Below are 24,255 nucleotides of genomic sequence, written 5' to 3' on the forward strand. Positions count from 1 at the left end.
AGCCCTCCTGAAGATCCAGCACTGCCTCTCGAAGATCCAGAACAGTGGATGCGAAACCAAGCAAGTGCTTGGTAGGGTGAGCGTACGCGTGGAGCAGGAGGCGACGCCAGTGGACGAAGACCGGGAGTTCCGGCGCGAGATCCGGGACTGGTTCGCCGCCAATGTCACCGACGATCTGCGCGGTGCGGGTGGCGCCGGCCGGGAAAATGAGGCCTTCGAGCAGCGCTCGGAGTTCGCCCGACGGCTGGCCGCGGCGGGCTGGTCCACCCTGGCCTGGCCGGCCGAGCACGGCGGGCAGGGCGCGTCGCTGGCGCGGCAGGTGATCTTCCACGAGGAATACGCACGGTCCGGTGCCCCCGGCCGGGTCGACCACATCGGGCTCACCATGGTCGGGCCCACGCTCATCGCGCTCGGCACGCCCGCGCAGCGGCAGCGGTTCCTGCCCGGGATCGCCACGGCCACCGAGCTGTGGTGCCAGGGCTACTCCGAGCCCGGGGCCGGCTCCGACCTGGCCGCGGTCACCACCCGCGCCCGGCTCGACGGCGACCAGTGGGTGATCACCGGGCAGAAGGTGTGGACGTCGCTCGCGCACGTGGCCGACTGGTGTTTCATGCTGGTCCGCACCGCGCCGGTCCCCGACGGGGCGTCCCGGCACGCCGGGCTGTCCTATCTGCTCGTGCCGATGCGCCAGGCCGGGATCACGGTGCGGCCGATCCGGCAGCTCACCGGGGACAGCGAGTTCAACGAGGTCTTCTTCGACGAGGCGCGCACCGAGCGCGACCTGGTGGTGGGGGAGCCCGGCCAGGGCTGGCGGGTGGCGATGGCGACGCTCGGCTTCGAGCGCGGCGCGGCCACCGTCGGGCAGCAGGTCGGCTTCCAGCGTGATCTCGACGACCTGGTGGCGCTGGCCCGGCGCACCGGCGTGGCCGACGACCCGGCCGTCCGCGAGCGGCTGACCCGGGCCTGGATCGACCTGACCGTGCTGCGGGCGCACACCCTGCGGGTGCTGGCCGCGCCGCCCGCGGCCGGCACCGCGACGGTGATCAAGCTGCTCTGGTCGCGGTGGCGGCAGGGGCTCGGCGAGCTGGCGATGACCGTGCTCGGGCCGCGCGGGGTGGCCGCCGCGCCCGGCGACGACGAGGCCGACCGCTGGCGGCGGCTGTTCCTGTTCAGCCGGGCCGACACCATCTACGGCGGCTCCAACGAGATCCAGCGCGGCATCCTCGCCGAGCGGGTCCTCGGCCTGCCCCGCCAGGACCGCCGGTGATCGCCCCGCCGGCCGGGCACGGGCTCCTCGACGGGAAGGTCGTCGTGGTGACCGCGGCGGCCGGCACCGGGATCGGAGCTGCCATCGCCGAGCGATGTCTGGTCGAGGGCGCCCTGGTGGTGATCAGCGACAACCACGAGCGGCGGCTTGCGGAGGCGGGCGTTCGGCTGACGGAGGCGTACGGGAAAAAGGTTTTGACCCTGGTCTGTGATGTCACCGATGACGATGCCGTGCGTGGGCTGGTGGCGGGGGCGGCCGAGGAGTTCGGGCGGATCGATGTGATGATCAACAACGCCGGGCTGGGCGGCCGGCGGGCGGTCACCGAGATGACCGACAGTGAGTGGGAGCGGGTCCTCGATGTCACGCTGAGCGGCACTTTTCGCTGCACCCGGGCCGCGCTGCGGCAGATGATCGCGCAGGGTGACGGCGGGGTGGTGGTCAACAACGCCTCGGTGCTGGGCTGGCGGGCGCAGGCCGGGCAGGCGCACTACGCGGCGGCGAAGGCCGGGGTCATGGCGTTCACCCGATGCGTCGCGCTCGACGTGGCCGGGCACGGCATCCGGGTCAACGCGGTGGCGCCGAGCCTCGCCGAGCATCCGTTCCTGAGCAGGGTGATGAGCGAGCCCGAGCTGGCCGAGCTGGCCCGGCGGGAGGCGTTCGGGCGGGCCGCGCAGCCGTGGGAGGTGGCGACCGTGGTGGCGTTCCTGGCCAGCGACTATTCGTCCTACCTCACCGGCGAGGTGATCTCGGTGAGCAGTCAGCATCCCTGAAGGCTGGACGTTACGGGCCAGTAAACTGTAACGTGTTCCACCTCACAGGAGGTGCACGATGCGGCGAGCTACTGGTGCAGTTCTCGTTGGTGTTGGCCTGCTCAGCGTCATTTTTGCCGGAGTTCTGGCGTGGGTGATCGTCCCCTCGCAGAAACAGGTTCCTACCGATTACAAACCCGCCGACGTGACGGTCGAGGCGCCCGGCGCCACCTTCGTCGCGGCCCAGCTGTCGGCCACCGGCCCGCAGGTGTCCGTGCAGCACGGCACGCTGCGGTCGACGACCGTCGTCACCCCCGACCCGAAGGCCGCGGCCAGTCTCGACAACACGCTGATCTGGGGCGCGGCGCAGACCACCACCTGGGTCGAGTCGAGCGTGCCGATCAGCCAGGCCGAGAGCAGGATCGCGCTCGACCAGGTGTCCGGGGCGGCGGTGCCGTGGGCCGGGCAGTGCTACTTCGAGGCGCAGATGGACCCGTCGAAGAACACCGGCTGCGTGCCGGGCAGCATCACGTTCACCGGCCAGCTCTATCTGTTCCCGTTCGACACCCAGAAGAAGGAATATCAATACTGGGAGGGCGCGCTGCGCACGGCGCTGCCGATCGCCTACCGGGGCACCGAGAAGATCGACGGCCTCACCACCTACCGCTTCGAGCAGGCCGTGCCGAAGACCGACCTGCCGGCCGACGCGGCGACCATGGCCGGCCTGCTGGCCTTCCTGGCGCCCGGCGCGCGCACCGGCACGATGTCCTACGAGGGCTCGCGCACGCTGTGGGTGGAGCCGATGACCGGGGCGATCGTGGCCTACCAGGAGCGGCAGCACCGCGAGGTCGTGCCGGACACCGGGGCGACCGTGGTGCTGCTCGACGCGACCTTCAAGTACGACCAGGCCACCGCCAAGGCCATCCTCGACGACGCCCGCGACGGCCGCTCCCAGCTGCTGCTCCTGGGCCGCTACCTGCCGATCGGCCTGCTCGTCCTCGGCGTGCTGCTGGTGCTGGGCGGGGTGCTGCTGCTGCGGCGCCGCGCGACGGCCGGCCCGCAGCCCGCGGAGCTCACAACCGCTCGATGACGGTGGCGGTGGACATCGCGCCGCCGGCACACATGGTGACCAGCGCGGTGCCACCGCCCGACCGTTCCAGCTCGTGCAGGGCGGTGGTGAGCAGCCGGGCGCCGGTGCTGCCGACCGGGTGGCCGAGGGCGATCGCACCGCCGTTGGGGTTGACCCGGGCCGGGTCGGCCCGGTGCACGCTCAGCCAGGAGAGCACCACGCTCGCGAAGGCCTCGTTCACCTCGACCACGTCGAGGTCGTCGATCTTCATCCCGGTGCGGGCCAGCACCCGGTCGGTGGCCGCGATCGGCCCGTCCAGGTGGTAGTAGGGCTCGGCGCCGACCAGGCACTGGGCCAGGATCCGGGCCCGCGGCCGCAGGCCCAGCCGGCGGGCCAGGCCGAGGTCCATCAGCAGGACCGCGGCCGCGCCGTCGGAGATCTGCGAGGACGTGCCGGCGGTGTGCCGGCCGTCCGGCAGGACCGGCCGCAGCCCGGCGAGGCCGGCCGCGGTGGTGTCGCGCAGGCCCTGGTCGCGGGTGACCTCGCCGACCGGCACCACCTCGCGGTCGAAGCGGCCCTCCTGCCAGGCGCGGGCCGCATTGGCCTGCGAGCGCACCCCGAAGCCGTCCAGGTCGGCGCGGGTCAGGCCGCGCTTGTCGGCGATCCGCTCGGCCGCCACGTATTGATTGGGCAGGTCGATCGCCCACGAATCGGGGCGGGGGAGGCCGGCGTCGCCGAGGTTGGCGCGCAGCGGGACGCGGCTCATCGACTCCACCCCGCAGGCGACGCCGGCCTCGATGGCGTCCGCCGCGATCAGGCCGGCGATCAGGTGGGCGGCGTGCTGCGCCGAGCCGCACTGGGCGTCGATCGTCGCGCAGCCGGTGGTGTGCGGCAGGCCGGCGTGCAGCCACGCCGTACGCGTCACGTTGTTGCTCTGCTCGCCGCCCTGCGTGACGCAGCCGCCGATGGCCTGCTCGACCAGGGCCGGGTCGAGGCCGGTGCGGTCGAGCAGCGCGCGCTGCGCCGCACCGAGCAACTCGGCCGGGTGCAGACCGGCCAGCCAGCCGCCACGACGGCCGATCGGGGTACGGACCGCTTCGACGATCACCGGAACGCCCACGAGGCTCTCCATTCCTAGAACGTGTTCTCATCTCAAGCTACCGTCGTACGTGCCAGGCGTGTTTGAATCGGTAGAACTTGTTTCTAGGAGGAGTCGTGGCTGAGCCCCGTATCCCCAGCGGTTTTGACTTCACCGACCCGGAGATCTACGTCCACGGGATTCCGCACGCCGAGTTCGCCGAGATGCGCCGCAACGCCCCGGTCTGGTGGATCCCGCAGGAGCGTGGCAGCGCCGGCTTCGACGACGACGGCTATTGGGCGGTCACCCGGCACGCCGACGTGATGGCCGTGTCCCGCGACAGCGAGACGTTCTCCAGCTGGGAGAACACCGCGATCGTCCGGTTCCAGGCGGGCATGCCGCGGGACCGGATCGAGATGCAGCGGTATGTGCTGCTCAACATGGACCCGCCCGAGCACACGGCGCAGCGCGCGATCGTGTCCCGCGGCTTCACCCCACGGGCGATCAACAGCCTGCGCACGGCGCTCACCACCCGGGCCGAGCGAATCGTCCGGGAAACGGGAGGGCAGAGCGGTGACTTCGTCACCGAGATCGCCTGCGAGCTGCCGCTGCAGGCCATCGCCGAGCTGCTCGGCGTGCCGCAGGAGGACCGCCGCAACGTCTTCGACTGGTCGAACTCGATGATCGGCTACGACGACCCGGAGTACAGCGAGGCCGCCGACCCGATGGAACCGGCCATGGAGCTGCTCGGCTACGCGATGAAGATGGCCGAGGACCGGCAGGCGTGCCCGCGCGACGACATCGTGTCCACCCTGGTGCAGGCCGAGATCGGCGGCGAGCACCTGTCCTCCGACGAGTTCGGCTTCTTCGTGCTGATGCTCGCCGTCGCCGGCAACGAGACCACCCGCAACGCCATCGCGCACGGCATGCTCGCCCTGCTCGAACACCCCGACCAGTGGGCGTTCTGGAAGGAGAACCGGCCGCGCACCGCCGTCGACGAGATCGTCCGCTGGGGCACCCCGGTCAACGTCTTCCAGCGCACCGCGACCCGTGACACCGAGCTCGGCGGGCAGCAGATCCGCAAGGGCGATCGGGTCGCCCTCTTCTACGGTTCGGCCAACTTCGACGAGGCCGTCTTCGACTCGCCGGAGCGCTTCGACATCAGCCGCAGCCCCAACCCGCACCTCGGTTTCGGCGGCAGTGGTGCGCACTTCTGCCTCGGCGCCAACCTCGCCCGCCTCGAAATCGACCTGATCTTCAACGCGATAGCCGATCACATGCCGGCGATCACCCTGGACGGCACACCCGAGCGGTTGCGGTCCGGCTGGCTCAACAGCATCAAACACTTGCCGGTGCGGTATCGCTGACCACCCACATCGAAAAGAATTGAGATCCTCCGCCGTACGCGTGACCGAGCGCCGTGCGAGCCCCGGCAACCTGGTGCTCGCCGGCCCGGCCCATCACCTGCATGGCCGCTTCGGCGAACCGCAGCATGCCGGAGGCGCCGATCGGGTTGGAGCACAGCACCCCGCCTGATGGGTTGACCGGCAGCCGCCCGCCGAGCGCGGTCTCGCCCGACTCGACAAGCTTCCAGCCGTGCCCGGCCTCGGCGAAGCCCAGGTTCTCCAGCCACATCGGCTCGAACCAGCTGAACGGCACGTAGATCTCGGCGACGTCCACCTGGTCGAGCGGGTCGGTGATGCCGGCCGCCTGCCACAGCGCCCGGGCCGCCTCGGCGCCCGCTCGCGGGTTGACGTGGTCCTTGCCGGCGAAGAAGGTCGGCTCGGTGCGCATCGCGGTCGCCCGGATCCAGGCGACCTTCCTGGTGGAGGCCTCGGCCGCGGCCTGGTCGCCGATCACCACCGCACACGCGCCGTCGGACGACGGACAGGTCTCGTCGTAGCGGATCGGATCCCACAACATCTTGGACGCCTGCACCGACTCGAGGGTGATGTCCGGCTGGCGCAGATGGGCGTAGGGGTTGCGGGCGCCGTTTCGCCGGTCCTTCACCGCGACCAGGGCGCCGATGTGCCCGGGCGCGTGTGAACGCCGGATGTAGGCGCGGATGTGCGGCGCGAAGTAGCCGCCCGCGCCGGCGCCGATCGGCGCGGTGAAGGGCGGCTGGATCGACAGCGCCCACATGGCGTTGGATTCCGACTGCTTCTCGAACGCCACCGCCAGCACCCGGCGGTGCACCCCCGCGCGGACGAGGCTGGTCGCGACGTTCGCGGTGGCGCCGCCGACGGAGCCGGCCGTGTGCACCCGCAGCAGCGGGCGACCGGCGGCCCCGATCGCGTCGGCGAGGAAGAGCTCGGGCATCATCACGCCCTCGAAGAGATCGGGCGCCTTCCCGAGAACCACCGCGTCGATCTGCGACCAGTCGACGCCGGCGTCCGCAAGGGCCCGGTCGATGGCTTCGCGGCACAGCCCAGCCATCGACACGTCGGTGCGCCGGGTCCGGTGGTGCGTCTGCCCGGTGCCAAGGACGGCCGCTCGCATCACTCCGCCTCCCGACCTTCCGCCTCGTGGGTTTCCGCGTCCAGCACGCAGATCAGGTTTTGCTGTAGCGCCGGGCCGCTGGTGGCGTGGCCTAGGGCACGGCGGGCGCGGCCGGACATCACCTGCTCGGCGGCCGCGCCGATCCGGGCCAGGCCGGCCGAGAACATCGGGTTGCCGCAGAGCGCCCCGCCGGACGGGTTGATCCTGACCCGGTCGCGCAGGCCGAGCGCGGCGCGTAGCAGCAGCTCCTGGTGGGTGAACGGGGCGTGCAACTCGGCGACGTCGAGGTCGTCGGGCAGGCCCGCCGCTTCGGCCGCGGCGGTGGCCGACGGCACGGTCGTGAGGTCGCGCTCGCCGAGGCCCTGCGGGTCGATCCGGTGCGCCACGCCGGTGATCCAGGCCCGCTGCGGGGCGGCGAGGGCGCAATCGCCGGACGCGAGGACCAGCGCGGCGGCGCCATCCGAAACCGGGGCGCAGTCATGCACGCGGAGCGGGTCGGCGAGATAGGGCGCGTCGGTGTCGACGGGACCGCGGACCTGGGCATACGGATTGTCGGCCGCATCGGCGCGGCTGCGGGCCGCCACCTCGGCCATCGCCTTCTCGGTGATGATGCCGGCGTCGAGCGCGAGCCGGGCCTGCAGCGCGGCGACGCTCACCGAGTCGGGCCAGAGCGGCGCGACCACGTAGGGGTCGAGCTGCAGGGCGAGGACCCGGCGCAGCAGCCCGGCCGACGACTTGCCGAAGCCGTAGACCAGAGCGGTCTCCGCCTCACCGGCGAGGATCTTCACGTACGCCTCGTAGAACGCCCAGGCCGCGTCCATCTCCACGTGCGACTCGCAGATCGGCGGGTATGCCCCGATCGCGTCGACCGCGTTGACGAAGGAGAACGCCCGCCCGGCGAGATAGTCCGACGAGCCGGAGCACCAGAAGTCGACGTCCCGCCGGTCGAGCCCGGCGTTCGCGAGGGCTTGCCGGAAGACCGGAACGAGCGTCTCCACGCCGCTGGTGGTCCCGGCCGAGGCCAGATTGGGAGCCTGAGCGAAACCCACGACCGCGACCCGCGGCGTGCTCATAGGTGCTCCTCGAAAGACTCGTAGGGCGCGTCGGGTTCGCCGGTCGGGCGGAAGTGGACGATGTTCTCCGGGGTGGTGGTCCAGTCCTCCGGGGGGCGCCAGACCGCGGCCACCCGCATGCCCATCCGCACCTGGCCGGCGTCGCCGATGACGAAGTGGGGGATGGGGATGTCGGCGCCGTCGAGCAGGATCTGGGCGACCACGTACGGCGGGTCGAGGCGCTGGCCGGGGAACGGCACGTTGACCACGCAGAACGTGGTGACCGTGCCGTGGTCGCGGACCGGCACCTCCTCCTCGGTCGGTACTCCGTCGGCGGGGCAGACCCGGGGCGGGACGTAGACCTTGTGGCAGACCGGGCATCGCTGCCCGAGCAGCCGCCCCTCGGCCAGGGCGCGCAGGTAACGGCTCTCGTCGGTCGAGGTGGTGTGCGTGTAGGACAGCCGGATCGGCGTCGTCATGATCGTGACCGGCTCGCCGGTGTCCGCTGACGGAGGCACCGGCGCCGCCGAGCCGGGCTCGAAGCACTCGATGTCGCGGATGTGGCCCGTTCGCTCGGGGGACCAGCGGATGTGGACTCGCATGCCGGTCTGCATCCGGTCGCGGGTGCCCGCGTCGACCGCGTGCAGCATTGCCGTGTCGGCGCCGTCGAGGCGGATCAGCGCCCAGCCGAACGGGCGGTCGAGGGGCTGGCCTTCGAGGGGGTGGTCGGTCCAGGTCCAGCTGAGCACGGTGCCGGTTGATGCCACCTCGACCAGGTCGGTCAAGGGGGCGTGGGTTGCCGGGTCGTACTCGAGTGGGGGCACGTGGATGCGGCCGTCGGCGGAGCGGCTTCCCAGCACCCGGCGGTCGCGCAGGCCGGCCATGAAACGGCCCAGCACCGGGCCGAGCGAGCGGGTGTAGTCGAAGCCGATGTTCAGGGGAGCGGAGAGCACATCCACGCCCGCCAGTGAAACACGTTCTAAATAGGCGAATCAAGGCCCACACTCGAAAGGTGCCCGTCGAGTAGAACGCGTTATAGAGTGGCGGTCATGAGCGGCATCGGACTGTGGAACATCGCGCATCAGGATCCGGAGCGGACCGCGGTCGTCGACCCGGGCGGTGGCGTCGTGACCTACGGGGAGCTGGCCGCCGAGGCCGATCGGATCGGCGGCGGGCTGCAGGCGCTCGGGCTGGTGCCGGGTGACACGGTGGCGATGCTGCTGCCCAACGGCGCCGACCTGCTCGCGGTCGAGTTCGCGACGCTGCAGACCGGGCTCTACTCGGTGCCGCTCAACTGGCACCTCACCGCGGCCGAGATCGCCTACATCCTGCGGGACAGCGGCGCCAAGGCGTTCGTCGCCCACGAGCGCTTCGCGGAGACGGCGGCGGCCTCAGCGGGGGAGGTGCCGCACCTCTTCGGGGTCGGGGAGGTGCCCGGCTTCCGGCCGCTCGCCGAGCTCGACGGCCCACTTCACGACCGGACCAGCGGCGCCCTCATGGTCTACACCTCGGGCACCTCGGGGCGGCCCAAGGGTGTGCGTCGGCCGTTGACCGGTGCCGACCCGTACGCCGTACCGCAAGTCTCGCAATGGTTTTTCGGGCTTTTCGGGTTGACGGCGGAGGACGGGCATGTGCATCTGTGCTGCTCGCCGCTCTATCACACGGCGGTGATGAACTTCGCGGTCATCTCGCTCCAGCTCGGACACCCGGTGGTGGTGATGGACCGGTGGGATCCGCACGAGATGCTGCGGCTCATCGAGCGGCATCGGGTCACCCACAGTCACATGGTGCCGACCCAGTTCCGGCGGTTGCTCGCGCTGCCGGAGAAGGTTCGCACCGGCTACGACCTGTCCTCGATGCGGGTGATGATCCATGGCGCGGCGCCGTGCCCGCACGAGGTCAAGCGCCGGATGCTCAGTTGGTGGGGGCCGGTCGTGGTGGAGTATTACGCGGCCAGCGAGGGTGGCGGCACCCTGATCACCGCGGCCGACTGGCTCAACCGGCCGGGTTCGGTCGGGCAGGCCTGGCCGGGTTCGCGGGTGCGGGTGCTGGATCCGGACGGCAACGACGCGGCGACCGGTCAGCCCGGGACGGTCTACCTGCAGATGGGCGACGCCACCTTCGAATATCTGGGTGACGCGGAGAAGACCCGGCAGTCGTGGCGGGGCCGGATGTTCACGGTCGGTGACATCGGCTATCTCGACGACGACGGCTACCTGTTCCTGTGCGACCGGAAGAGCGACGTGATCATCACCGGCGGGGTGAACGTCTATCCGGCCGAGATCGAGGGCGAGCTCAGCGAGCACCCGGCGGTCGCCGACGTCGCGGTCTTCGGCATCCCGCACGAGGAGTGGGGCGAGGAGATCAAGGCGGTGGTGCAGCCGGAGCCGGGGGTGCCGACCGGGCCGGAGCTGACCGCCGAGCTGCAGGCGTTCCTGGCCGGTCGGCTGGCCAAGTTCAAGCTGCCGCGCAGCGTCGACTACGTCGAGGAGTTGCCCCGCGACCCGAACGGCAAGCTCTACAAGCGACTCCTCCGCGACCCCTATTGGGCCGGGCGGCAGCGCGCGATCTAACGCCCCTGGAAGTGCGGGGTGCGCTTCTCGATGAAGGCGCGCGGGCCCTCCTTCGCGTCGTCGCTGCGGAACACCGCCATGCCGATCCGCGACTCCACGGCGAACGCGTCGTTCTCGGCCATGCCTTCGGTTTCCCGGAGGGTACGCAGGATGGCCTGCACGGCGATCGGCCCGTTCGCGGCGATCGCGCCGGCCAGCTCGAGGGCCTTCGCCAGCGCCTCGCCGTCCGGCACGACATGACCGATCAGGCCGGCGTCCCGGGCTTCGGCGGCGCTCAGCTGCCTTCCGGTCAACAGCATTTCCACCGCGATGGTGTACGGGATCTGGCGCACCAAACGCACGGCGGAGCCACCCAGGGGGAACAAACCCCAGCGCGCCTCGGAGACCGCGAACCGGGCACTCGCGCCCGCCACCCGTACGTCGGTCGCCTGCAGGATCTCGGTGCCGCCCGCGACCGCCGGTCCTTCCACCGCGGCGACCAGGGGTTTCGTCAGGCGCCGGCCCTTGAGCAGCGCGTCGATCCGGGACAGGTCGGAGCCGTTGACGTTGTCGCCGGGATGCGACTGAGTCATCGCTTTGAGGTCGGCGCCCGCGCAGAACGCGCCGCCGGCCCCGGTGAGCACGCAGACCCGGATCTCCGGATCCTCGTCCACCCGGTCCCACGCGTCGCGCATGATGGCCATCATCTCGGCCGACAGGGCGTTGCGGACCTGCGGCCGGTTCATCGTGACGATCAGGATCGGGCCACGTTGCTCCACGATGGCGTGCGCGTCCACAGTGTCTCCCACGGTGCCTCCTGCGGTGATTCTGGGGCTTGTCACGCACGATAACAGGTTCTACTTTCTGGTGATGGCGGCAAATATTGCGGACCTGTTCGAGCATGCGGTCGACGCCTTCGCCGACCGGCCGGCCGTTTACTTCGGCGAGCAGGAGATCACCTACGCCGAGCTGGAGGAGCGGGCCAACCGGCTGGCTCATTTCCTGCATGATCGCGGGGTTCGCCCGGGCGATCACGTCGGCCTCTACGCCGGCAACTCGATCGAGGCCGTGGTGGCCATGATCGCCGTTTACAAGCTGCGCGCCGCGGTCGTCAACGTCAACTTCCGGTACGTCGAGAACGAGTTGCAATTCCTCTTCGCCGACGCCGAGCTCGTCGCCCTCATCCACGACTGCCGCTTCACCGCCCGGGTCGCCGCGGTCGCGCCCGGACTGCCCACGGTGGTCCTGCCGGACGACGCCGGCGCCGGCTCCTATGCCGACGCCCTGGCCGCCGGCGATCCGGCCCGCGACTTCGGCCCGCGCTCCGCCGACGACCTCTACCTGCTCTACACCGGCGGCACCACCGGCTACCCCAAGGGCGTGATCTGGCGGCACGAGGACGTGTGGCGGGCGCTCGGCGGCGGCGTCGACTTCATGACCGGCATCCCCCTGGAGGACGAGTGGCAGCAGTCGGCGCGCGGCGTCGGCGCCGCCCCGATGGTGCGGCTCTGCCTGGCCCCGCTCATCCACGGCAACGCGCAGTGGGCCGCGCTGATGGCGCTGTTCGCCGGCGACACCGTGGTGATGCTGCCGCACTTCGACCCGGACGAGGTGTGGCGCACCATCGACCGGCACCGGGTCAACGTCGTGGTGCTGATCGGCGATGCGATGGCCCGCCCGATCATCGAGGCGTACGCGGCCGGCGGCCACGACGGCTCCTCGGTCGGTGCGGTCTCCTCCAGCGGGGCCCTGTTCTCGCCGGTGGTCAAACGGCAGTACACCGAGCTGCTGCCGGGCATCCTGGTCACCGACGCGGTCGGCGCGTCCGAGACCGGCTTCACCGGCCTCGGCGTGGTCGCCGACGTGCCCGGCGGCGCGCTCGACGACCCGCGGGTGATGCCCGGCCCGACCACGGTGGTGCTCGGCGACGACGGCCGCCCGGTGGCGCCCGGCGAGGTCGGCCGGCTCGCCAAGAGCGGCCACCTCCCGCTCGGCTACTACAAGGACCCGGTCAAGACCGCCGCGCTGCTCACCGAGATCGACGGCGTGCGCTACGCGCTGCCCGGCGACCTGGCCCGGCTCGAGGAGGACGGCACCATCACCCTGCTCGGCCGGGGCAGCACCTGCGTGAACACCGGCGGCGAGAAGGTCTTCCCGGAGGAGGTCGAGGGCGCCCTGAAGGACCACCCGGACGTCTTCGACGCGCTGGTCATCGGCATCCCCGACGACCGGCTCGGGCAGCGGGTGGCGGCGCTGGTCCAGGCCCGGCCGGGCGCCGAGCTCGACCTGGCCGCGGTCGAGGAGCACCTGCGCGAGCGGATCGCCGGCTACAAGGTGCCCCGCGCGGTCTGGCTGGTGCCCGAGATCGCCCGCACGATCAGCGGCAAGGCGGACTACCGGTGGGCCCACCGGCACGCCGTCGAGCATCCGGCCGAGGAGGTCAGCCATGCGGACTGAGCTGTGCGAACGGCTCGGCATCGAGTACCCGATCGTCGGCTTCAGCCCGTCCGAGCAGGTGGTCGCGGCGATCAGCCGGGCCGGCGGCCTGGGCGTGCTGGGCTGCGTGCGCTACAACGACCCCGACGAGCTCGACGCGGCGCTCACCTGGCTCGACGAGCAGACCGACGGCCGGCCGTACGGGGTGGACGTGGTCATGCCCAGCCACGAACCGACCGAGGGGGTGGCCACCGACCTCGACAAGCTGATCCCGGCCGGGCACCGCGACTTCGTCGAGCGCACCCTGCTGCGCCTCGGCGTGCCCCCGCTCGGCGTCGACGAGTCGCGCCGGGCCGGCGTGCTGGGCTGGCTGCACTCGGTGGCCCGCGCGCACGTCGAGGTGGCGCTGACCCACCGGCCGCGGCTGATCGCGAACGCGCTCGGCCCGCCGCCGGCCGACGTGATCGCCCAGGCCCACGAGCACGGCCTGCTGGTGGCCGCCCTGGCCGGCCGGGCCGACCACGCCCGCAGCCACGTGGCGGGCGGCGTCGACCTGGTGGTGGCCCAGGGCTACGAGGCCGGCGGGCACACCGGCGAGATCGCCAGCATGGTTCTGGTCCCCGAGGTGGTCGACGCGGTGGGCGAGCAGGTGCCGGTGCTGGCCGCGGGCGGCATCGGCAGCGGCCGGCAGATCGCCGCCGCGCTGGCGCTCGGTGCGCGCGGCGTGTGGATGGGCTCGGTGTGGCTGGGTACCGCGGAGTACCAGACGTCGGCCGCCCTGCGCGAGGCGCTGCTGCGGGCCCGGTCGAGCGACACGGTCCGCAGCCGGATCTATTCGGGGAAGCCGGCCCGGCTGCTGCGGAACCGCTGGACCGAGGCGTGGAACGAGGCCGACGCGCCCGGTCCGCTGCCGATGCCGCTGCAGAATCTGCTGGTCGCGGAGGCGCACACCCGGCTGATGGAGTCCGGCGATCCGACCGTGGTGCCGATGCCGGTTGGTCAGATCGTGGGGCGTATGAACGAGATCCGCCCGGTAGCCGACGTCTTGTCCGACCTGGTCACCGAGGCCGACGAAACACTGACCCGATTGGGGAAGCTCGTCTAGAACCGTGACTTGATCCAGTTGACGGTGACCTGCATCATGCACGGGTGCTGGATTACGTGCTGCCGCTGATCTCGTCGCCGTGGCTGTACGTGATCATTTTCCTGTTGGTGGCGGTCGACGGCTTCGTCCCGGTCGCCATGTCCGAGGCGATCATCATCGCCCTCGGCGCGATCTCGACGACCGGCGAGCCCAATCTCGCCGTGCTCGCGCTGGCCGCGGTCGCCGGCGGCACGGCCGGCGACCGGATCTCCTACTACGTCGGCGCCAAGGCGAGCGCCCGGATCAAGAAGGGCAAGCTCGCCGCGGCCAAGGCGAAGGCCGAGCAGGCCCTGCTCCGGCAGGGTGCGGCCGCCATCGTGATCGGCCGGTTCATCCCGTACGGGCGGACCGCCACCACCCTGACGGCCGGCTCGGTCGGGCTGCGGTTCGGCCCGTTCTACCTGGCCAGCGTGGTGTCCAGTGTGCTGTGGGCGGCCTACTCGATCGGCCTCGGCCGGATCGGCGGGATGGCGTTCGCCGACTCGCCGCTGCTGGCCGCCGCGTTCGGCATCGCCCTCGGCTTCGTGCTGGCCGGCCTGCACTCGGCCGTCAAGCGCCTGCGCCTGATGCTCCGGCCGGCCCCCGTGCTCGACGAGATGGTCGAGCTGGCGGAAGTGCACTAGGCCCTGTTTCGTAGTCCGGCCAGGGCTGCGGAGAGGCCCAGAGCGCGCCTGACAGCGTCGGCGAAATGCCCGAATACAACACCGGTATGCGGACATTTCGCCGACGATGCCAGACACACTCTGGACCTCGCCTCGCACTTGGCCGGACTACGAAACAGGGCCTAGTAGTCGGGCAGCTCGGGGCCGGTGACGGCGCGCTCGATCAAGGCGGTGATGGCGTCCATGTCGGGCTCGGCCGGGGCGGCTTCCGGGGCGGTGAGCATCTGGACGTGCATCCGGCCGATCTCCTGGTTGGCCTCGACGTAATCGCGCATCCGCTTCTCGTAGCCGGCGAACCCGGCCGCCGGGTCCCAGTCGGCGGCGGCGAGCTCGCCGGCCAGCATGTAGGCGCCGACCAGGGCCAGCCCGGTGCCGGCGCCGGACATCGGGGAGGCGCTGAACGCCGCGTCGCCGAGCAGGCCCACCCGGCCGCTCGACCAGCGCTCCATCACCACCTGGGCGACCTGGTCGAGATAGAAGTCCGGGGTGTCGTCCAGGTGCGCGAGGATGCGCCCGGTCTCCCAGCCGACGCCGGCCATCTGCTCGCGCAGCAGCCGCTTCTGGGCGTCGACGTCGCGGTAGCCCACCTCGAACTCGGCGGCGGGGAACGACAGCATGGCGATCGCCTGGTCGCCGCCGGGCAACGGCCGCAGCCCGGCCGAGCGGCCGGCCTCGTGATAGTCGAGCAGCCAGCGGTCGAGGCCGAACTCGTTCGGCACGGTGTAGAAGGCGAGCACCAGCCCGAGGTGCCGGACGAACTGCTCGCGCGGCCCGAAGACCATCGAACGCAGCGCCGAGTGCAGCCCGTCGGCGCCGATCACGAGCTCGAAGCGCCGCCGGTTACCGCTCGCGAAGGTGACGTCGACGCCGTCCGCGTCCTGGGTGAGCTCGGCGATCCGGTCGCCGAAGACGTACTCGACGTTCTCGCGGGTGTCGTCGTACAGGACACGGCTGAAGTCGCCGCGCAGCACCTCGATCTCGGAGATGTACCCGTCGCCGTCGTTCTCGTCGGCGGCGAAGGTCTCCAGCACGGTCCCGGCCGCGTCGACCGTGTAGGCGCCCTGGGTGTCGGTGCACACCGCGCGGATCGCCGCGTCCAGGCCCATCCGCCGGATGGCCTCCTTGGCCACGCCGCGGGCGTCGACCGCCTGGCCGCCCGGCCGCAACCCGTCCGCCTGCTCCACCACGGTCACCTCGGCGCCGCGGCGGTGCAGCCAGTGGGCCAGCGCCGGCCCCGCGATGCTCGCCCCGGACACCAGCACCCTGACGTTGCTCATCATTGCTCCACTCGTTCAGTCTTCTCTCGCATGGATTGACTTCACGAAGCGCAGCTTCTCATCGGTCGAGGAGGGTCGACACCCGAAAACCCTAGAGGAGTACGACTGCCCGGCCGGTCAGGGTGCCGGCGGCCAGCCGCTCGTACGCCTCGGCGGCCTTCTCGAACGCGAACTCGTCGACCTGGTTGCGGATCAGGCCGGCCTCGGCCAGGGCGATGACCTCCTGCGCGTCGGCGATCGTCGACCCCTGGAACGTGTAGACCTCGCCGTCGCGGGGGAGCGAGCCGAACCAGGGTCGCTCCAGCCGCCCGCCGGCCGACCCGATCAGGCCGAACGCGCCGCCCGGCCGGAGCGCAGCGAGACCGCCTGCGATCGTCGCGTCGGTGCCGACGAAATCAAGGACGGCGTCCAGCCTCTTCCGGTCCAAGCTGGTCTGCACCTCGTGGGCGCCCACCGACTCGGCGTAGGCCAGCCGCGCCGGGTCGATGTCGACCGCCACCACCCGGGCCGCGGTCAGCACCCGCAGGAACTGCACCGCGAACGCGCCCAGCCCGCCCGCGCCGAGCACCGCCACGGTGCCGCCGGGCGCGATCCGCGGCAGCGCCCGCCGGACCGCGTGGTAGGCGGTGGCGCCCGCGTCGGTCAGCGGGCCGGCGTGCCGTGGATCGAGCCCGGCCAGCGGCAGCACCCCGCGCAGGCCGGTCAGCACGAACTCGGCGAGGCCGCCGTCGCGTCCGTAGCCGCGGCCGGTCAGCGCGGCCGGGCAGCTGTTGTCCAGGCCGCGCAGGCAGAACCAGCACGTGCCGCACGAGTCGGCCGGGGTCAGCGCGACCGGGGCGCCCACGTCCAGGCCGGTGACGCCGGGGCCGGTCGCGGCCACCCAGCCGGCCGTCTCGTGGCCGAGGGTGAACGGCATCCGCCAGCCGAGCCGCTCGCCGACCGGCTTCGGCATCTGGCGCATGGTCAGGTCGGACCGGCACAGGCCGCAGCCGGCCACCCGGATCAGGACCTGCCCGGGCCCGGGCTCCGGCTCCGGCACCTCGACGTGCTCCGGTGGCGATCCCCAGCTGGTCATCCGGTAAGCCCGCATGGCAACCAGATTGGAACGTGTTCTACCGGTGGTCAAGAGGTAGAACACGTTCTAGCATGAGGTGTGCTTACTCAGCCGCTCGCCGACGCCATCGCCGAAGCCGAACACGTGGTCGCCGCCGCTCCGCACATCCGGGGCGAACAGGATCTGGTCGAGGGTTACGACTACCTGGCCGGCGGCATCCGGGCCTCGATCCAGATGGCCTGGGCGTACGACCGTGATTTTCCGTATTTCGTGCGCTCTACCGGCCCGTACACAAAAATGGGTTTGGATAATCCGGACACGCTCTACTTTCATGCGTGGCTGCGCGACGACGCCGAATACGTCGTGACCGGGCGGCGGGGCAGCACGACCGACCTGAGTTTTCAGATCCTCGACGGCTCCTACTCGCCGGTCAACGTGCCGGGGAGTCTCGCCGCGTTCGACGATCGGGAGATCGACATCGGGCCGGACGGGGATTTCGAGATCCGCTTCGGGCCGGGGCTGTCCGGGCGCAACGCGTTCTCGCTCGCGCCCGGCTCGGCGATGCTCGTGGTGCGCGAGGTGTTCAGCGACTGGGCCGCCGAACGACCCGGGATGCTGCGCATCCATCGCGCCGATCGTCTCGGTGCGGCGCCGCCTTCGCTGACCCAGGAAAATCTGACCAGGAGGTACGCCGTGGCCGGCAAGATGCTGGTCGGGCGGATCCGCACGTTCCTGGCGTTCGCCGAGCGCTTCTATCTCCACCTGCCGGTCAACACGCTGACCGCGCCGCGGCTCACGCCCGGCGGGCTGGCCACCCAATACTCGTCGGCCGGGCACTACGAGCTCAGCGACGACCAGGCCATGGTGGTCACCGTGCCGGTCTCCGACGCGCCCTACCAGGGGCTTCAGCTCGGCACGATGTGGTATGTGTCGCTGGACTACATCAACCACCAGACCAGCCTCACCGTGCCGCAGGCCAGGGTCGACCCGGACGGCCTGATCCGCTATGTGATCAGCGAGCGCGACCCGGGCGTGGCCAACTGGATCGAGCGCACCGGGCACGACCGCGGCTATGTGCAGCTGCGCTGGCAGCGGCTGTCGCGGGCGCTGACCGCGGCGGACGGGCCGCGAGTGGACGTGGTCGCCGTCGACGACCTGCCGAAGCAGTTGCCCTACTACGAGCCGATCGATCCGGCCGTGTGGCGGGACCGGATTGCCGCCCGGCAGGCGGCGACCGCTGCCCGGATGCTGGGCTGAGCCGTGCTGCTCGCCGAGAAGGTCGTGGTGGTGGCCGGGGTCGGCCCGGGCCTGGGGCAGGCGGTCGCGGTGCGGGCCGCGCAGGCCGGCGCCGACGTGGTCCTCGCCGCCCGCACCGAGTCGTATCTCGCCGAGGTCGCCGGGAAGGTGACCGCGGCCGGGCGCCGAGCCCTCGCGGTGCCCACCGATCTTGCCGACGACGACTCCACCGCCGGGCTCGTGCGGGTCGCGCTCGACGTGTTCGGGCGAGTCGACGCGCTGGTCAACAACGCGTTCGCGATGCCGCCGATGCGCAGCCTCGGCAAGGTCGACCTCGACGACCTGCGGTCCAACTTCGACATCAACGTCCTCGCCGCGCTGCGCCTCACCCGGCTGCTCACCCCCGCTCTCGTCGCGTCGGGCGGGTCGGTGGTCATGGTCAACTCGGCGGTGCTGCGGCACTCGCGGAAGCCGTTCGGGCCGTACAAGCTGGCCAAGGCCGGGCTCCTCGCGGTCGCACAGAACCTGGCCAGCGAGCTCGGGCCGAAAGGGGTGCGGGTCAACTCGGTGGCGCCCGGCTGGATCTGGGCGGACAGCCTGCGGATGTGGTTCGACTACCAGGCCGCGCAGCGCGGGGTGCCGGCCCAGGAGATCTACGACGAGGTCGCGGCCACCACCGACCTGCGGCGGCTGCCCGAGCCGGACGAGGTCGCCGACGCCGTGCTGTTCCTCTGCTCGGGGCTGGCTCGCGGCATCACCGGGCAGTGCCTCGACGTCAACTGCGGCGAATTCCACCACTGAGGGGTTTCGCATGCAGAGCTCGCGCACCGATGTCGGCACTCTCGACGACCTGCACGCCTCGGCGTCCCGCCTCACCGGCCTCGACGATTTCGGCGACGACGACTATCGCTCGGGGATGGGTTCGCTGCTTCATGCGTACGGGGCGGAAGCGGCCCTGACCCCCGCAGGCAGCAAGGTGACCCGCGGGCTGTTGCGTGCCGCCCTGGTTTCTCGTCTTCTCAGCGAAGCTGCGTGGAAGCAGTTCCCTTCGTATGCCTCGGTTCCGCTGGCTCGGCCGATCTTCGTGACCGGGTTGCCGCGCACCGGGACCACCGCGCTGCACCGGCTGTTGACCGCCGATCCGGCGCATCAGGGCCTCGAACTGTGGCTCACCGAGGTGCCGCAGCCCCGGCCGCCCCGGGCGACCTGGGCCGAGAACCCGATCTTCGCGGCGCTGCAGGCCGGCTACGAGCAGCACCACGAGAGCGACCCGGAGTTCATGGGGATGCACTACACCGGCGCCGACCAGGTGGAGGAGTGCTGGCGGCTGCTGTGCCAGTCGATGACGTCGGTGTCCTTCGAGTGCCTCGCCCACATCCCGGGCTATTCGCGCTGGCTTCGCGACGTGGACTGGACGCCGGCGTACCGGCGGCACCGGCGCAACCTGCAGCTGATCGGCCTGCCCGACCAGGACCGCCGTTGGGTGCTGAAGAACCCGAGCCACCTGTTCGCGCTCGATGCCCTGCTCGCCGTCTATCCGGACGCCGTCGTCATCCAGACGCACCGGGCGCCGCGGGCGGCGATCGCCTCGGTGTGCAGCCTCAACGCGCACGCCGCGGAGGGGTGGTCGGAGCTGTTCCGGGGGGAGGTGCTCGGGCGGGCCCAGCTGGAGCTGTGGTCACGCGGCTCGCGGCGTTTCGCGGCCGACCGGGCCCGGCACGACCCGGCGCATTTCATCGACGTCGACTACGACGACTTCGTGGCCGACCCGATCGCGACGGTCGAGTCGATCTACTCTTTTTTAGGCACGCCGCTCACCGCCGCGGCCCGCACCGCGATGACCGCCCTGCACGCTTCGGGGCGGCCGCCGGCCCACCGCTATGCGCTCGCCGACTTCGGGTTGACGCCGGCCGACGTGGATGCCGCCTTCGGCCGGAGCTGATCGGCGGGCGTTCGGGTTCAGGAGTCGCCGTCTTCGATGCGGAGGCGGCCACGCGGCAGCATCTTGAATGCCGAAGCAATGCCGGCGAGGAACAACGACGGCACCGCGACCCAGATCAGGAGCGAGTCCTCCCGCCCGTTGGTTGCGGACACCGTGAACAGGCCGATCGCCGAGATGAGCAGAACCGCCGACCAGGTGGCGTACCAGTGCCGGGACCGGGGTCGCGGATCCGGCTCGGTGGTGGGACGTACCCCAGGATTTTGCTCGACCCATTGTTTGGCGACTTCAACCGGAACGCCCGGTATGCGGAGTTCGCCGGCCACCGTGCGGTACGGCGATTGCCGCGGCAATATGCCATTGACGCGGGGGATCGACGACACGACGACAACAAGCCAGACACCGATCCAGATCGGCAGGGGCGGCGCCGGCCGGACGACGAAGTCGACGGTCGTCACGGCGAGGAGCGCGGCCAGCCTCGCGAACGTGAGCCAGGGCTCGACGCGAAGGAAGCGCCGGGCGAGGCGTGCGCCGGGCGGATCCAGCGGGAGCCGCAGCGCCGACCGCCGAAGGAACCGCCGGCGCCCCACCGGGATCTCCACCCACTGCACATCCGTCCCGCCGGTGGTGACCGACAGTGACGGCATTTGCAGGCCGGAGACCAGCTGAGCGGGAACGACGAGATCCGTCCGCACCATCGGTGACCTGCCTATCTACCCGCGAAGTGATCGACAGCGTAGATCAACATTGTCGGAATCAGAAGATCGGGCGGCCGTCGATGCTTACCGCGTTCTTCACCCGGCGGTACTCCGCCAGGTCCTCGTCGGTGCGGCGTTCGTGGGCTCGGATCAGCAGGTCGCGGTCGCCCTCGTAGGTCATCAGCGGGACCGAGTAGCCGCAGGAGTCGCTGACCCGGTCGACCGTCACGTCGATAACCGACCGGACCGCGTGGGTGTCCGGCGGGAAGGGGAACGCGCGGGCCAGCTCGGCGAACTCCGGGGACGTCACCGGCACCGCCCGGCCCTGGCCGTGCAGGCGGACGATGTTCGGCGGGCCCTGGAACGCGCAGAACATCAGGGTGATCCGGCCGTTCTCGTCCAGGTGGGCGGTCGTCTCGGCGCCGCTGCCGTGGTAGTCGAGGTAGGCCACCCGGTGCTCGCCGAGCACCACGAACGTGCCGGCCATGCCCTTGGGGGAGAGGTTGACGTGACCGCCCGGACCGGTCGGGGCGGTCGCCACGAAGAACATCGGCTGGGTCTCGATGAACGACCGCAACCGCCCGTCGATTCGCTCATGCACCTTCATGGCATCGATCCTGCGCCGCGACCGCGGCTGTCCAGAACCGATTTCTCATGAGAGCTTGGTCATCACCTCGTCGGCGAAGCGGCGGATGCCGTCCTGCTTGGCGGCCAGGTCGCCGTCGAAACCGGTGCCGTAGAAGCGCCACGGCACCACGATCGCGTCGGTCACACCCGCCTCGGCCTGCTGGCGGAAGCCGTCCAGGCCGAACCGGTCGATGCACACCGCCTGGATCTCGAACGGCCGGTCGGCCCGGCCGTACTCGGCGCGCAGCACCGCCAGGCGGTCGATCACCGTACGCAAATCCTTGAATTTCATCATCGCCGAGGACCAGCCGTCGGCGATCCGGGCCGCGCGGCGCAGCGCCACGTCGGCGTGGCCGCCCACGTAGATCGGGACCGGCTCGGTGGGGGCGGGACTCATCTGCAGGCGGCCGAAGTCGAAGTGCTTGCCGTGGTACTCCACCATGCCGCCGCCGAGGATCAGCTGCAGCACCTCGATCGCCTCGTCACCGCGGGCACCCCGGTCGGCGAACGGGGCGCCGCACCACAGCGACTCCTCCGGCGACCAGCCCAGGCCGACGCCGAGACCGAACCGGTTACCGGTCAGGTGGGCCACCGAGCCGACCTGGCGGGCCAGCAGCACCGGGTTGCGCGGCCCGAGCTTGAGCACCTGGGTGTAGAAGCGGATCCGGCTGGTCGCGGCACCGAGGGCGGCGGCGGTGACGAACGGATCCGCCCACGGCGTCTCGGCATTCCAGAAACGACTTCCATCCGGGGTGTACGGGTATTTCGCGCTCACCTCCTCGGAGTAGAAGAGCGAGTCGGGCAGGGCGATTGACGCGAAGCCGCACTCCTCGGCCGTCCGCGCCAGGTCGATGAGCTGGTCGAGAGGGCTGAGCGCGATGCCGAGGCTGAACTTCATCCGTTTCCTCCTGGATTTATGGTCGCCAGCTGCGCGGTAGCGCCGCCCAGCAGGAACTCGTGGTGTTTGGCGGCCAGGAAATAGCGGTGCAGCGGGTAGTCGAGGTCCAATCCGACGCCGCCGTGGATGTGGACCGCGGTGTGCAGCACCCGGTGGCCGGTCTCGGCCGCCCAGAACCCGGCCGTCGCCACCTCGGCGGTCGCCGGGCGCTCCTCGCTGAGCAGCCAGGCCGCCTGCCACAGGGTGAGCCGCAGCGCCTCCACGTCGATCCAGGCGTCGGCCAGCCGCTGCGAGACCGCCTGGAAAGAGCCGATCGGGCGGCCGAACTGGACCCGGGTGCGGGCGTACTCGGCGGTCATCTCCAGCGCCCGCTCGACCACGCCGAGCTGGGTCGCGCAGGCGCCGACGGTGGCGCGGGCGGCGAGCCAGTCCGCGGGCCCGGCTTGGGCCAGGAGGGCTTCCGGCCCGTCCAGCACAATTTCGCCCCGGGCGGCCGGGGCGGCCCACTCGGCGACCTGCTCGTCGGTGCCGAATCGGGCCACCGTGGAGGCGGCCGCGACGATCGACTGCAGGTAAGGCACCGTGGCGGCGGCGCGGCCCAGCTCGATCAGGATCGCGCACTGCTCCAGCAGCCCGTACCCCTCGCCGCCGGCCCGCTTGGGCAGCGCCGCGGCCAGCACGCCCGCCTCGGCCAGGGCCGGCCACAGCGGGCGGCCGGAGGCGGCCAGGCCGCGGGTGAGGGTGGCCAGGTCGCGTGCCTCGCCGCTCAGCGTGAAGTCCATGACCGCCTCCTAGCGTTTGACCGGCAGGCCGAGCGCGCCGGCCGCGATGATGTCGCGCTGCACCTCGTTGGTGCCGCCGCCGAAGGTGAGGATCAGCGCGGCCCGGTGCATCCGCTCGATCCGGCCCTGCAGCAGTGCACCCGGCGAACCGGCCCGGATCGTGGCGGCCGGGCCGAGCACCTCCATGAGCAGCCGGTACGCCTCGACGGCCAGCTCGGTGCCGTAGACCTTGCCGGCCGACGCCTGCACCGCCGCCGGCGTGCCGTCGGAACCGGCCGCCACTCGCCAGTTGAACAGCTTGAGGACCTCGGTCTTGGCGTGCACCCGGGCCAGGTGCAGCCGCACCCACTCCCGGTCGATCCGCCGGGTCTCGGTCGCCCACGCGGTGACCTCGTCGAGTGATCGGCGCAGCGGGGCGGCCGAGGTGAGCGCGACCCGCTCGTGGTTGAGCTGGTCGGTGATCAGCCGCCAGCCCTCGTTCTCGGCGCCGACCCGGGCGGAGACCGGCACCCGCACGTCGCTGTAGTAGGTCGCGCTGGTGGTCGGCCCGGCCACGGTGCGCACCGGGGTCCAGGAGAAGCCCGGCGCGTCGGTCGGCACCACCAGCATGGACAGACCCTTGTGGCGGGGCGCGTCCGGATCGGTGCGACAGGCCAGCCAGACGTAGTCCGCGTACCGGATCAGGCTGGTCCACATCTTCTGGCCGTTGATCACGTACTCGTCGCCGTCGCGGACCGCCCGGGTGCGCAGGGCCGCGAGGTCGGTGCCCGCGTCCGGCTCCGAGTAGCCGATCGAGAAGTGCACCTCGCCGGCCGCGATCCGGGGCAGCAGGTCGGCTCGCTGCTCCGGCGTGCCGTGCCGGGCGATGGTCGGCCCGACCGTGTAGATCGTCAGGAACGGCACCGGCACCCCGGCCATCGCCGCCTCGTCGGCGAAGATGAGCTGGTCGAGGCGGGAGCGCCCACCGCCCCCGTCCTCGACCGGCCAGCCCAGCGCCAGCCAGCCGTCGTGGCCGAGCTGCCGCACCACCGCGCGGTAGGCGTCGCCGTCGCCGTACTCGCCTTCGTCGTCGGTGAGCGCGGCGCGCAGCTCCGGCGTCATCAGGCCGGCGAAGTAGGACCGCAGCTCCGTGCGGAGCCGCTCCTGCTCGGGTGTGTATCCCACGTGCATTTGTCCGCCCCAGGCCATAGATTAGAACAGGTTCTAGTAGAGTCCATCCGGCGGAGGGGCGTCAAC

At 71.4% G+C, this 24,255-nt stretch carries 23 protein-coding genes; 11 read left to right on the forward strand and 12 right to left on the reverse strand.

Translation table 11 applies throughout. From position 1 onward, the window contains the following. The first annotated feature begins 76 nt into the window (after positions 1–76). The 3 genes from Adu01nite_RS40860 to pgfA are packed head-to-tail and all read left to right on the forward strand — an operon-like array spanning position 77 to position 3,106. A complete protein-coding gene (locus Adu01nite_RS40860; RefSeq protein ID WP_203734731.1) occupies positions 77–1,267 on the forward strand; it encodes an acyl-CoA dehydrogenase family protein in 1,191 nt (396 codons plus the stop codon). Next, entirely contained in the window at positions 1,264–2,037 is a 774-nt protein-coding gene (locus tag Adu01nite_RS40865; RefSeq protein ID WP_203734732.1) for an SDR family oxidoreductase, read from the forward strand. The genes Adu01nite_RS40860 and Adu01nite_RS40865 overlap by 4 nt, the downstream gene beginning before the upstream one ends. A gap of 58 nt (positions 2,038–2,095) precedes the next feature. Then, positions 2,096–3,106: a cell envelope lipid trafficking protein PgfA gene (pgfA, locus tag Adu01nite_RS40870; protein WP_203734733.1), complete on the forward strand. Its 1,011-nt coding sequence runs from the start codon at positions 2,096–2,098 to the stop codon at positions 3,104–3,106. Here the strand turns inward: pgfA and Adu01nite_RS40875 are convergent. Beyond that, on the reverse strand, positions 3,090–4,205 hold the full coding sequence (locus Adu01nite_RS40875; protein WP_203734793.1) for a steroid 3-ketoacyl-CoA thiolase: 1,116 nt from the start codon (positions 4,203–4,205) through the stop codon (positions 3,090–3,092). The genes pgfA and Adu01nite_RS40875 overlap by 17 nt on opposite strands. 95 nt (positions 4,206–4,300) lie before the next feature. Here Adu01nite_RS40875 and Adu01nite_RS40880 point away from each other — a divergent pair, with 95 nt between their 5' ends. Then, positions 4,301–5,530 carry a cytochrome P450 gene (locus Adu01nite_RS40880; RefSeq protein ID WP_203734734.1) on the forward strand — a complete coding sequence of 410 codons (1,230 nt, stop codon included), beginning with the start codon at positions 4,301–4,303 and terminating at the stop codon, positions 5,528–5,530. Here Adu01nite_RS40880 and Adu01nite_RS40885 read toward each other — a convergent pair. The 3 genes from Adu01nite_RS40885 to Adu01nite_RS40895 are packed head-to-tail and all read right to left on the reverse strand — an operon-like array spanning position 5,502 to position 8,682. After that, positions 5,502–6,665, reverse strand: a complete 1,164-nt coding sequence (locus Adu01nite_RS40885) for a thiolase family protein (protein ID WP_203734735.1) — start codon at positions 6,663–6,665, stop codon at positions 5,502–5,504. The genes Adu01nite_RS40880 and Adu01nite_RS40885 overlap by 29 nt on opposite strands. Beyond that, complete coding sequence (locus Adu01nite_RS40890) at positions 6,662–7,735, reverse strand: thiolase family protein (protein WP_203734736.1); 1,074 nt, start codon at positions 7,733–7,735, stop codon at positions 6,662–6,664. Before Adu01nite_RS40890 ends, Adu01nite_RS40885 begins: the two co-directional genes overlap by 4 nt. Further along, positions 7,732–8,682, reverse strand: coding sequence for a Zn-ribbon domain-containing OB-fold protein (locus tag Adu01nite_RS40895; RefSeq protein ID WP_203734794.1), 951 nt, complete (start codon positions 8,680–8,682; stop codon positions 7,732–7,734). Before Adu01nite_RS40895 ends, Adu01nite_RS40890 begins: the two co-directional genes overlap by 4 nt. Positions 8,683–8,763: 81 nt before the next feature. Between Adu01nite_RS40895 and Adu01nite_RS40900 the strand changes: the two genes are divergently transcribed. Continuing rightward, a complete protein-coding gene (locus tag Adu01nite_RS40900) occupies positions 8,764–10,287 on the forward strand; it encodes an acyl-CoA synthetase (RefSeq protein WP_203734737.1) in 1,524 nt (507 codons plus the stop codon). Here the strand turns inward: Adu01nite_RS40900 and Adu01nite_RS40905 are convergent. Continuing rightward, positions 10,284–11,075, reverse strand: a complete 792-nt coding sequence (locus Adu01nite_RS40905; protein ID WP_203734738.1) for a crotonase/enoyl-CoA hydratase family protein — start codon at positions 11,073–11,075, stop codon at positions 10,284–10,286. The genes Adu01nite_RS40900 and Adu01nite_RS40905 overlap by 4 nt on opposite strands. A gap of 61 nt (positions 11,076–11,136) precedes the next feature. On the opposite strand from Adu01nite_RS40905, the gene Adu01nite_RS40910 reads away from it, so the two are divergent. From Adu01nite_RS40910 to Adu01nite_RS40920, 3 genes are read left to right on the forward strand one after another with little or no spacing between them, the layout of a single operon-like run. Further along, complete coding sequence (locus Adu01nite_RS40910; protein WP_203734739.1) at positions 11,137–12,723, forward strand: acyl-CoA synthetase; 1,587 nt, start codon at positions 11,137–11,139, stop codon at positions 12,721–12,723. Further along, entirely contained in the window at positions 12,713–13,807 is a 1,095-nt protein-coding gene (locus Adu01nite_RS40915) for an NAD(P)H-dependent flavin oxidoreductase (protein ID WP_203734740.1), read from the forward strand. Before Adu01nite_RS40910 ends, Adu01nite_RS40915 begins: the two co-directional genes overlap by 11 nt. A 44-nt stretch (positions 13,808–13,851) precedes the next feature. Next, complete coding sequence (locus Adu01nite_RS40920; protein ID WP_203734741.1) at positions 13,852–14,469, forward strand: DedA family protein; 618 nt, start codon at positions 13,852–13,854, stop codon at positions 14,467–14,469. 161 nt (positions 14,470–14,630) lie between these two features. Here the strand turns inward: Adu01nite_RS40920 and Adu01nite_RS40925 are convergent, their stop codons facing one another. Further along, positions 14,631–15,785, reverse strand: coding sequence for an FAD-dependent monooxygenase (locus tag Adu01nite_RS40925; protein ID WP_203734742.1), 1,155 nt, complete (start codon positions 15,783–15,785; stop codon positions 14,631–14,633). A 91-nt stretch (positions 15,786–15,876) separates the two neighbouring features. Further along, positions 15,877–16,875, reverse strand: coding sequence for an alcohol dehydrogenase catalytic domain-containing protein (locus tag Adu01nite_RS40930; RefSeq protein ID WP_239133096.1), 999 nt, complete (start codon positions 16,873–16,875; stop codon positions 15,877–15,879). 63 nt (positions 16,876–16,938) lie between these two features. On the opposite strand from Adu01nite_RS40930, the gene Adu01nite_RS40935 reads away from it, so the two are divergent. Genes Adu01nite_RS40935 through Adu01nite_RS40945 form a run of 3 tightly spaced genes read left to right on the forward strand, consistent with a single transcriptional unit; the run spans position 16,939 to position 20,017 of the window. Beyond that, on the forward strand, positions 16,939–18,096 hold the full coding sequence (locus Adu01nite_RS40935; protein WP_203734743.1) for a hypothetical protein: 1,158 nt from the start codon (positions 16,939–16,941) through the stop codon (positions 18,094–18,096). Positions 18,097–18,099: 3 nt separating this feature from the next. Next, positions 18,100–18,876: an SDR family oxidoreductase gene (locus Adu01nite_RS40940; RefSeq protein ID WP_203734744.1), complete on the forward strand. Its 777-nt coding sequence runs from the start codon at positions 18,100–18,102 to the stop codon at positions 18,874–18,876. A gap of 10 nt (positions 18,877–18,886) precedes the next feature. Further along, on the forward strand, positions 18,887–20,017 hold the full coding sequence (locus Adu01nite_RS40945; RefSeq protein WP_203734745.1) for a sulfotransferase family protein: 1,131 nt from the start codon (positions 18,887–18,889) through the stop codon (positions 20,015–20,017). Between the two features lie 17 nt (positions 20,018–20,034). Here Adu01nite_RS40945 and Adu01nite_RS40950 read toward each other — a convergent pair whose 3' ends face one another. Genes Adu01nite_RS40950 through Adu01nite_RS40970 form a run of 5 tightly spaced genes read right to left on the reverse strand, consistent with a single transcriptional unit; the run spans position 20,035 to position 24,189 of the window. Next, the gene (locus tag Adu01nite_RS40950) at positions 20,035–20,712 is read right to left on the reverse strand and encodes a hypothetical protein (protein ID WP_203734746.1); all 678 of its coding nucleotides are present in this window, start codon (positions 20,710–20,712) and stop codon (positions 20,035–20,037) included. Positions 20,713–20,770: 58 nt separating this feature from the next. Next, on the reverse strand, positions 20,771–21,319 hold the full coding sequence (locus Adu01nite_RS40955; protein WP_203734747.1) for a pyridoxamine 5'-phosphate oxidase family protein: 549 nt from the start codon (positions 21,317–21,319) through the stop codon (positions 20,771–20,773). A gap of 45 nt (positions 21,320–21,364) precedes the next feature. Next, a complete protein-coding gene (locus Adu01nite_RS40960) occupies positions 21,365–22,237 on the reverse strand; it encodes a TIGR03619 family F420-dependent LLM class oxidoreductase (RefSeq protein ID WP_203734748.1) in 873 nt (290 codons plus the stop codon). Continuing rightward, on the reverse strand, positions 22,234–23,019 hold the full coding sequence (locus tag Adu01nite_RS40965) for an acyl-CoA dehydrogenase family protein (protein WP_203734749.1): 786 nt from the start codon (positions 23,017–23,019) through the stop codon (positions 22,234–22,236). The genes Adu01nite_RS40960 and Adu01nite_RS40965 overlap by 4 nt, the downstream gene beginning before the upstream one ends. 9 nt (positions 23,020–23,028) lie before the next feature. After that, positions 23,029–24,189 (reverse strand): acyl-CoA dehydrogenase family protein, encoded by a 1,161-nt coding sequence (locus tag Adu01nite_RS40970; RefSeq protein ID WP_203734750.1) that lies wholly within the window; start codon positions 24,187–24,189, stop codon positions 23,029–23,031. Between the last annotated feature and the right edge of the window lie 66 nt (positions 24,190–24,255).

The organism is Paractinoplanes durhamensis (assembly GCF_016862175.1).
Classification (GTDB): domain Bacteria; phylum Actinomycetota; class Actinomycetes; order Mycobacteriales; family Micromonosporaceae; genus Actinoplanes; species Actinoplanes durhamensis.

What these genes read in the sequence shown, in the direction of transcription:
- pgfA (WP_203734733.1), top strand. Translation starts at nt 2,096, where the DNA reads ATGCGGCGAGCTACTGGTGCAGTTCTCGTTGGTGTTGGCCTGCTCAGC.
- Adu01nite_RS40890 (WP_203734736.1), bottom strand. Translation starts at nt 7,735, where the DNA reads ATGAGCACGCCGCGGGTCGCGGTCGTGGGTTTCGCTCAGGCTCCCAAT.
- Adu01nite_RS40900 (WP_203734737.1), top strand. Translation starts at nt 8,764, where the DNA reads ATGAGCGGCATCGGACTGTGGAACATCGCGCATCAGGATCCGGAGCGG.
- Adu01nite_RS40910 (WP_203734739.1), top strand. Translation starts at nt 11,137, where the DNA reads ATGGCGGCAAATATTGCGGACCTGTTCGAGCATGCGGTCGACGCCTTC.
- Adu01nite_RS40915 (WP_203734740.1), top strand. Translation starts at nt 12,713, where the DNA reads ATGCGGACTGAGCTGTGCGAACGGCTCGGCATCGAGTACCCGATCGTC.
- Adu01nite_RS40925 (WP_203734742.1), bottom strand. Translation starts at nt 15,785, where the DNA reads ATGAGCAACGTCAGGGTGCTGGTGTCCGGGGCGAGCATCGCGGGGCCG.
- Adu01nite_RS40930 (WP_239133096.1), bottom strand. Translation starts at nt 16,875, where the DNA reads ATGCGGGCTTACCGGATGACCAGCTGGGGATCGCCACCGGAGCACGTC.
- Adu01nite_RS40945 (WP_203734745.1), top strand. Translation starts at nt 18,887, where the DNA reads ATGCAGAGCTCGCGCACCGATGTCGGCACTCTCGACGACCTGCACGCC.
- Adu01nite_RS40950 (WP_203734746.1), bottom strand. Translation starts at nt 20,712, where the DNA reads ATGGTGCGGACGGATCTCGTCGTTCCCGCTCAGCTGGTCTCCGGCCTG.
- Adu01nite_RS40955 (WP_203734747.1), bottom strand. Translation starts at nt 21,319, where the DNA reads ATGAAGGTGCATGAGCGAATCGACGGGCGGTTGCGGTCGTTCATCGAG.
- Adu01nite_RS40960 (WP_203734748.1), bottom strand. Translation starts at nt 22,237, where the DNA reads ATGAAGTTCAGCCTCGGCATCGCGCTCAGCCCTCTCGACCAGCTCATC.
- Adu01nite_RS40965 (WP_203734749.1), bottom strand. Translation starts at nt 23,019, where the DNA reads ATGGACTTCACGCTGAGCGGCGAGGCACGCGACCTGGCCACCCTCACC.
- Adu01nite_RS40970 (WP_203734750.1), bottom strand. Translation starts at nt 24,189, where the DNA reads ATGCACGTGGGATACACACCCGAGCAGGAGCGGCTCCGCACGGAGCTG.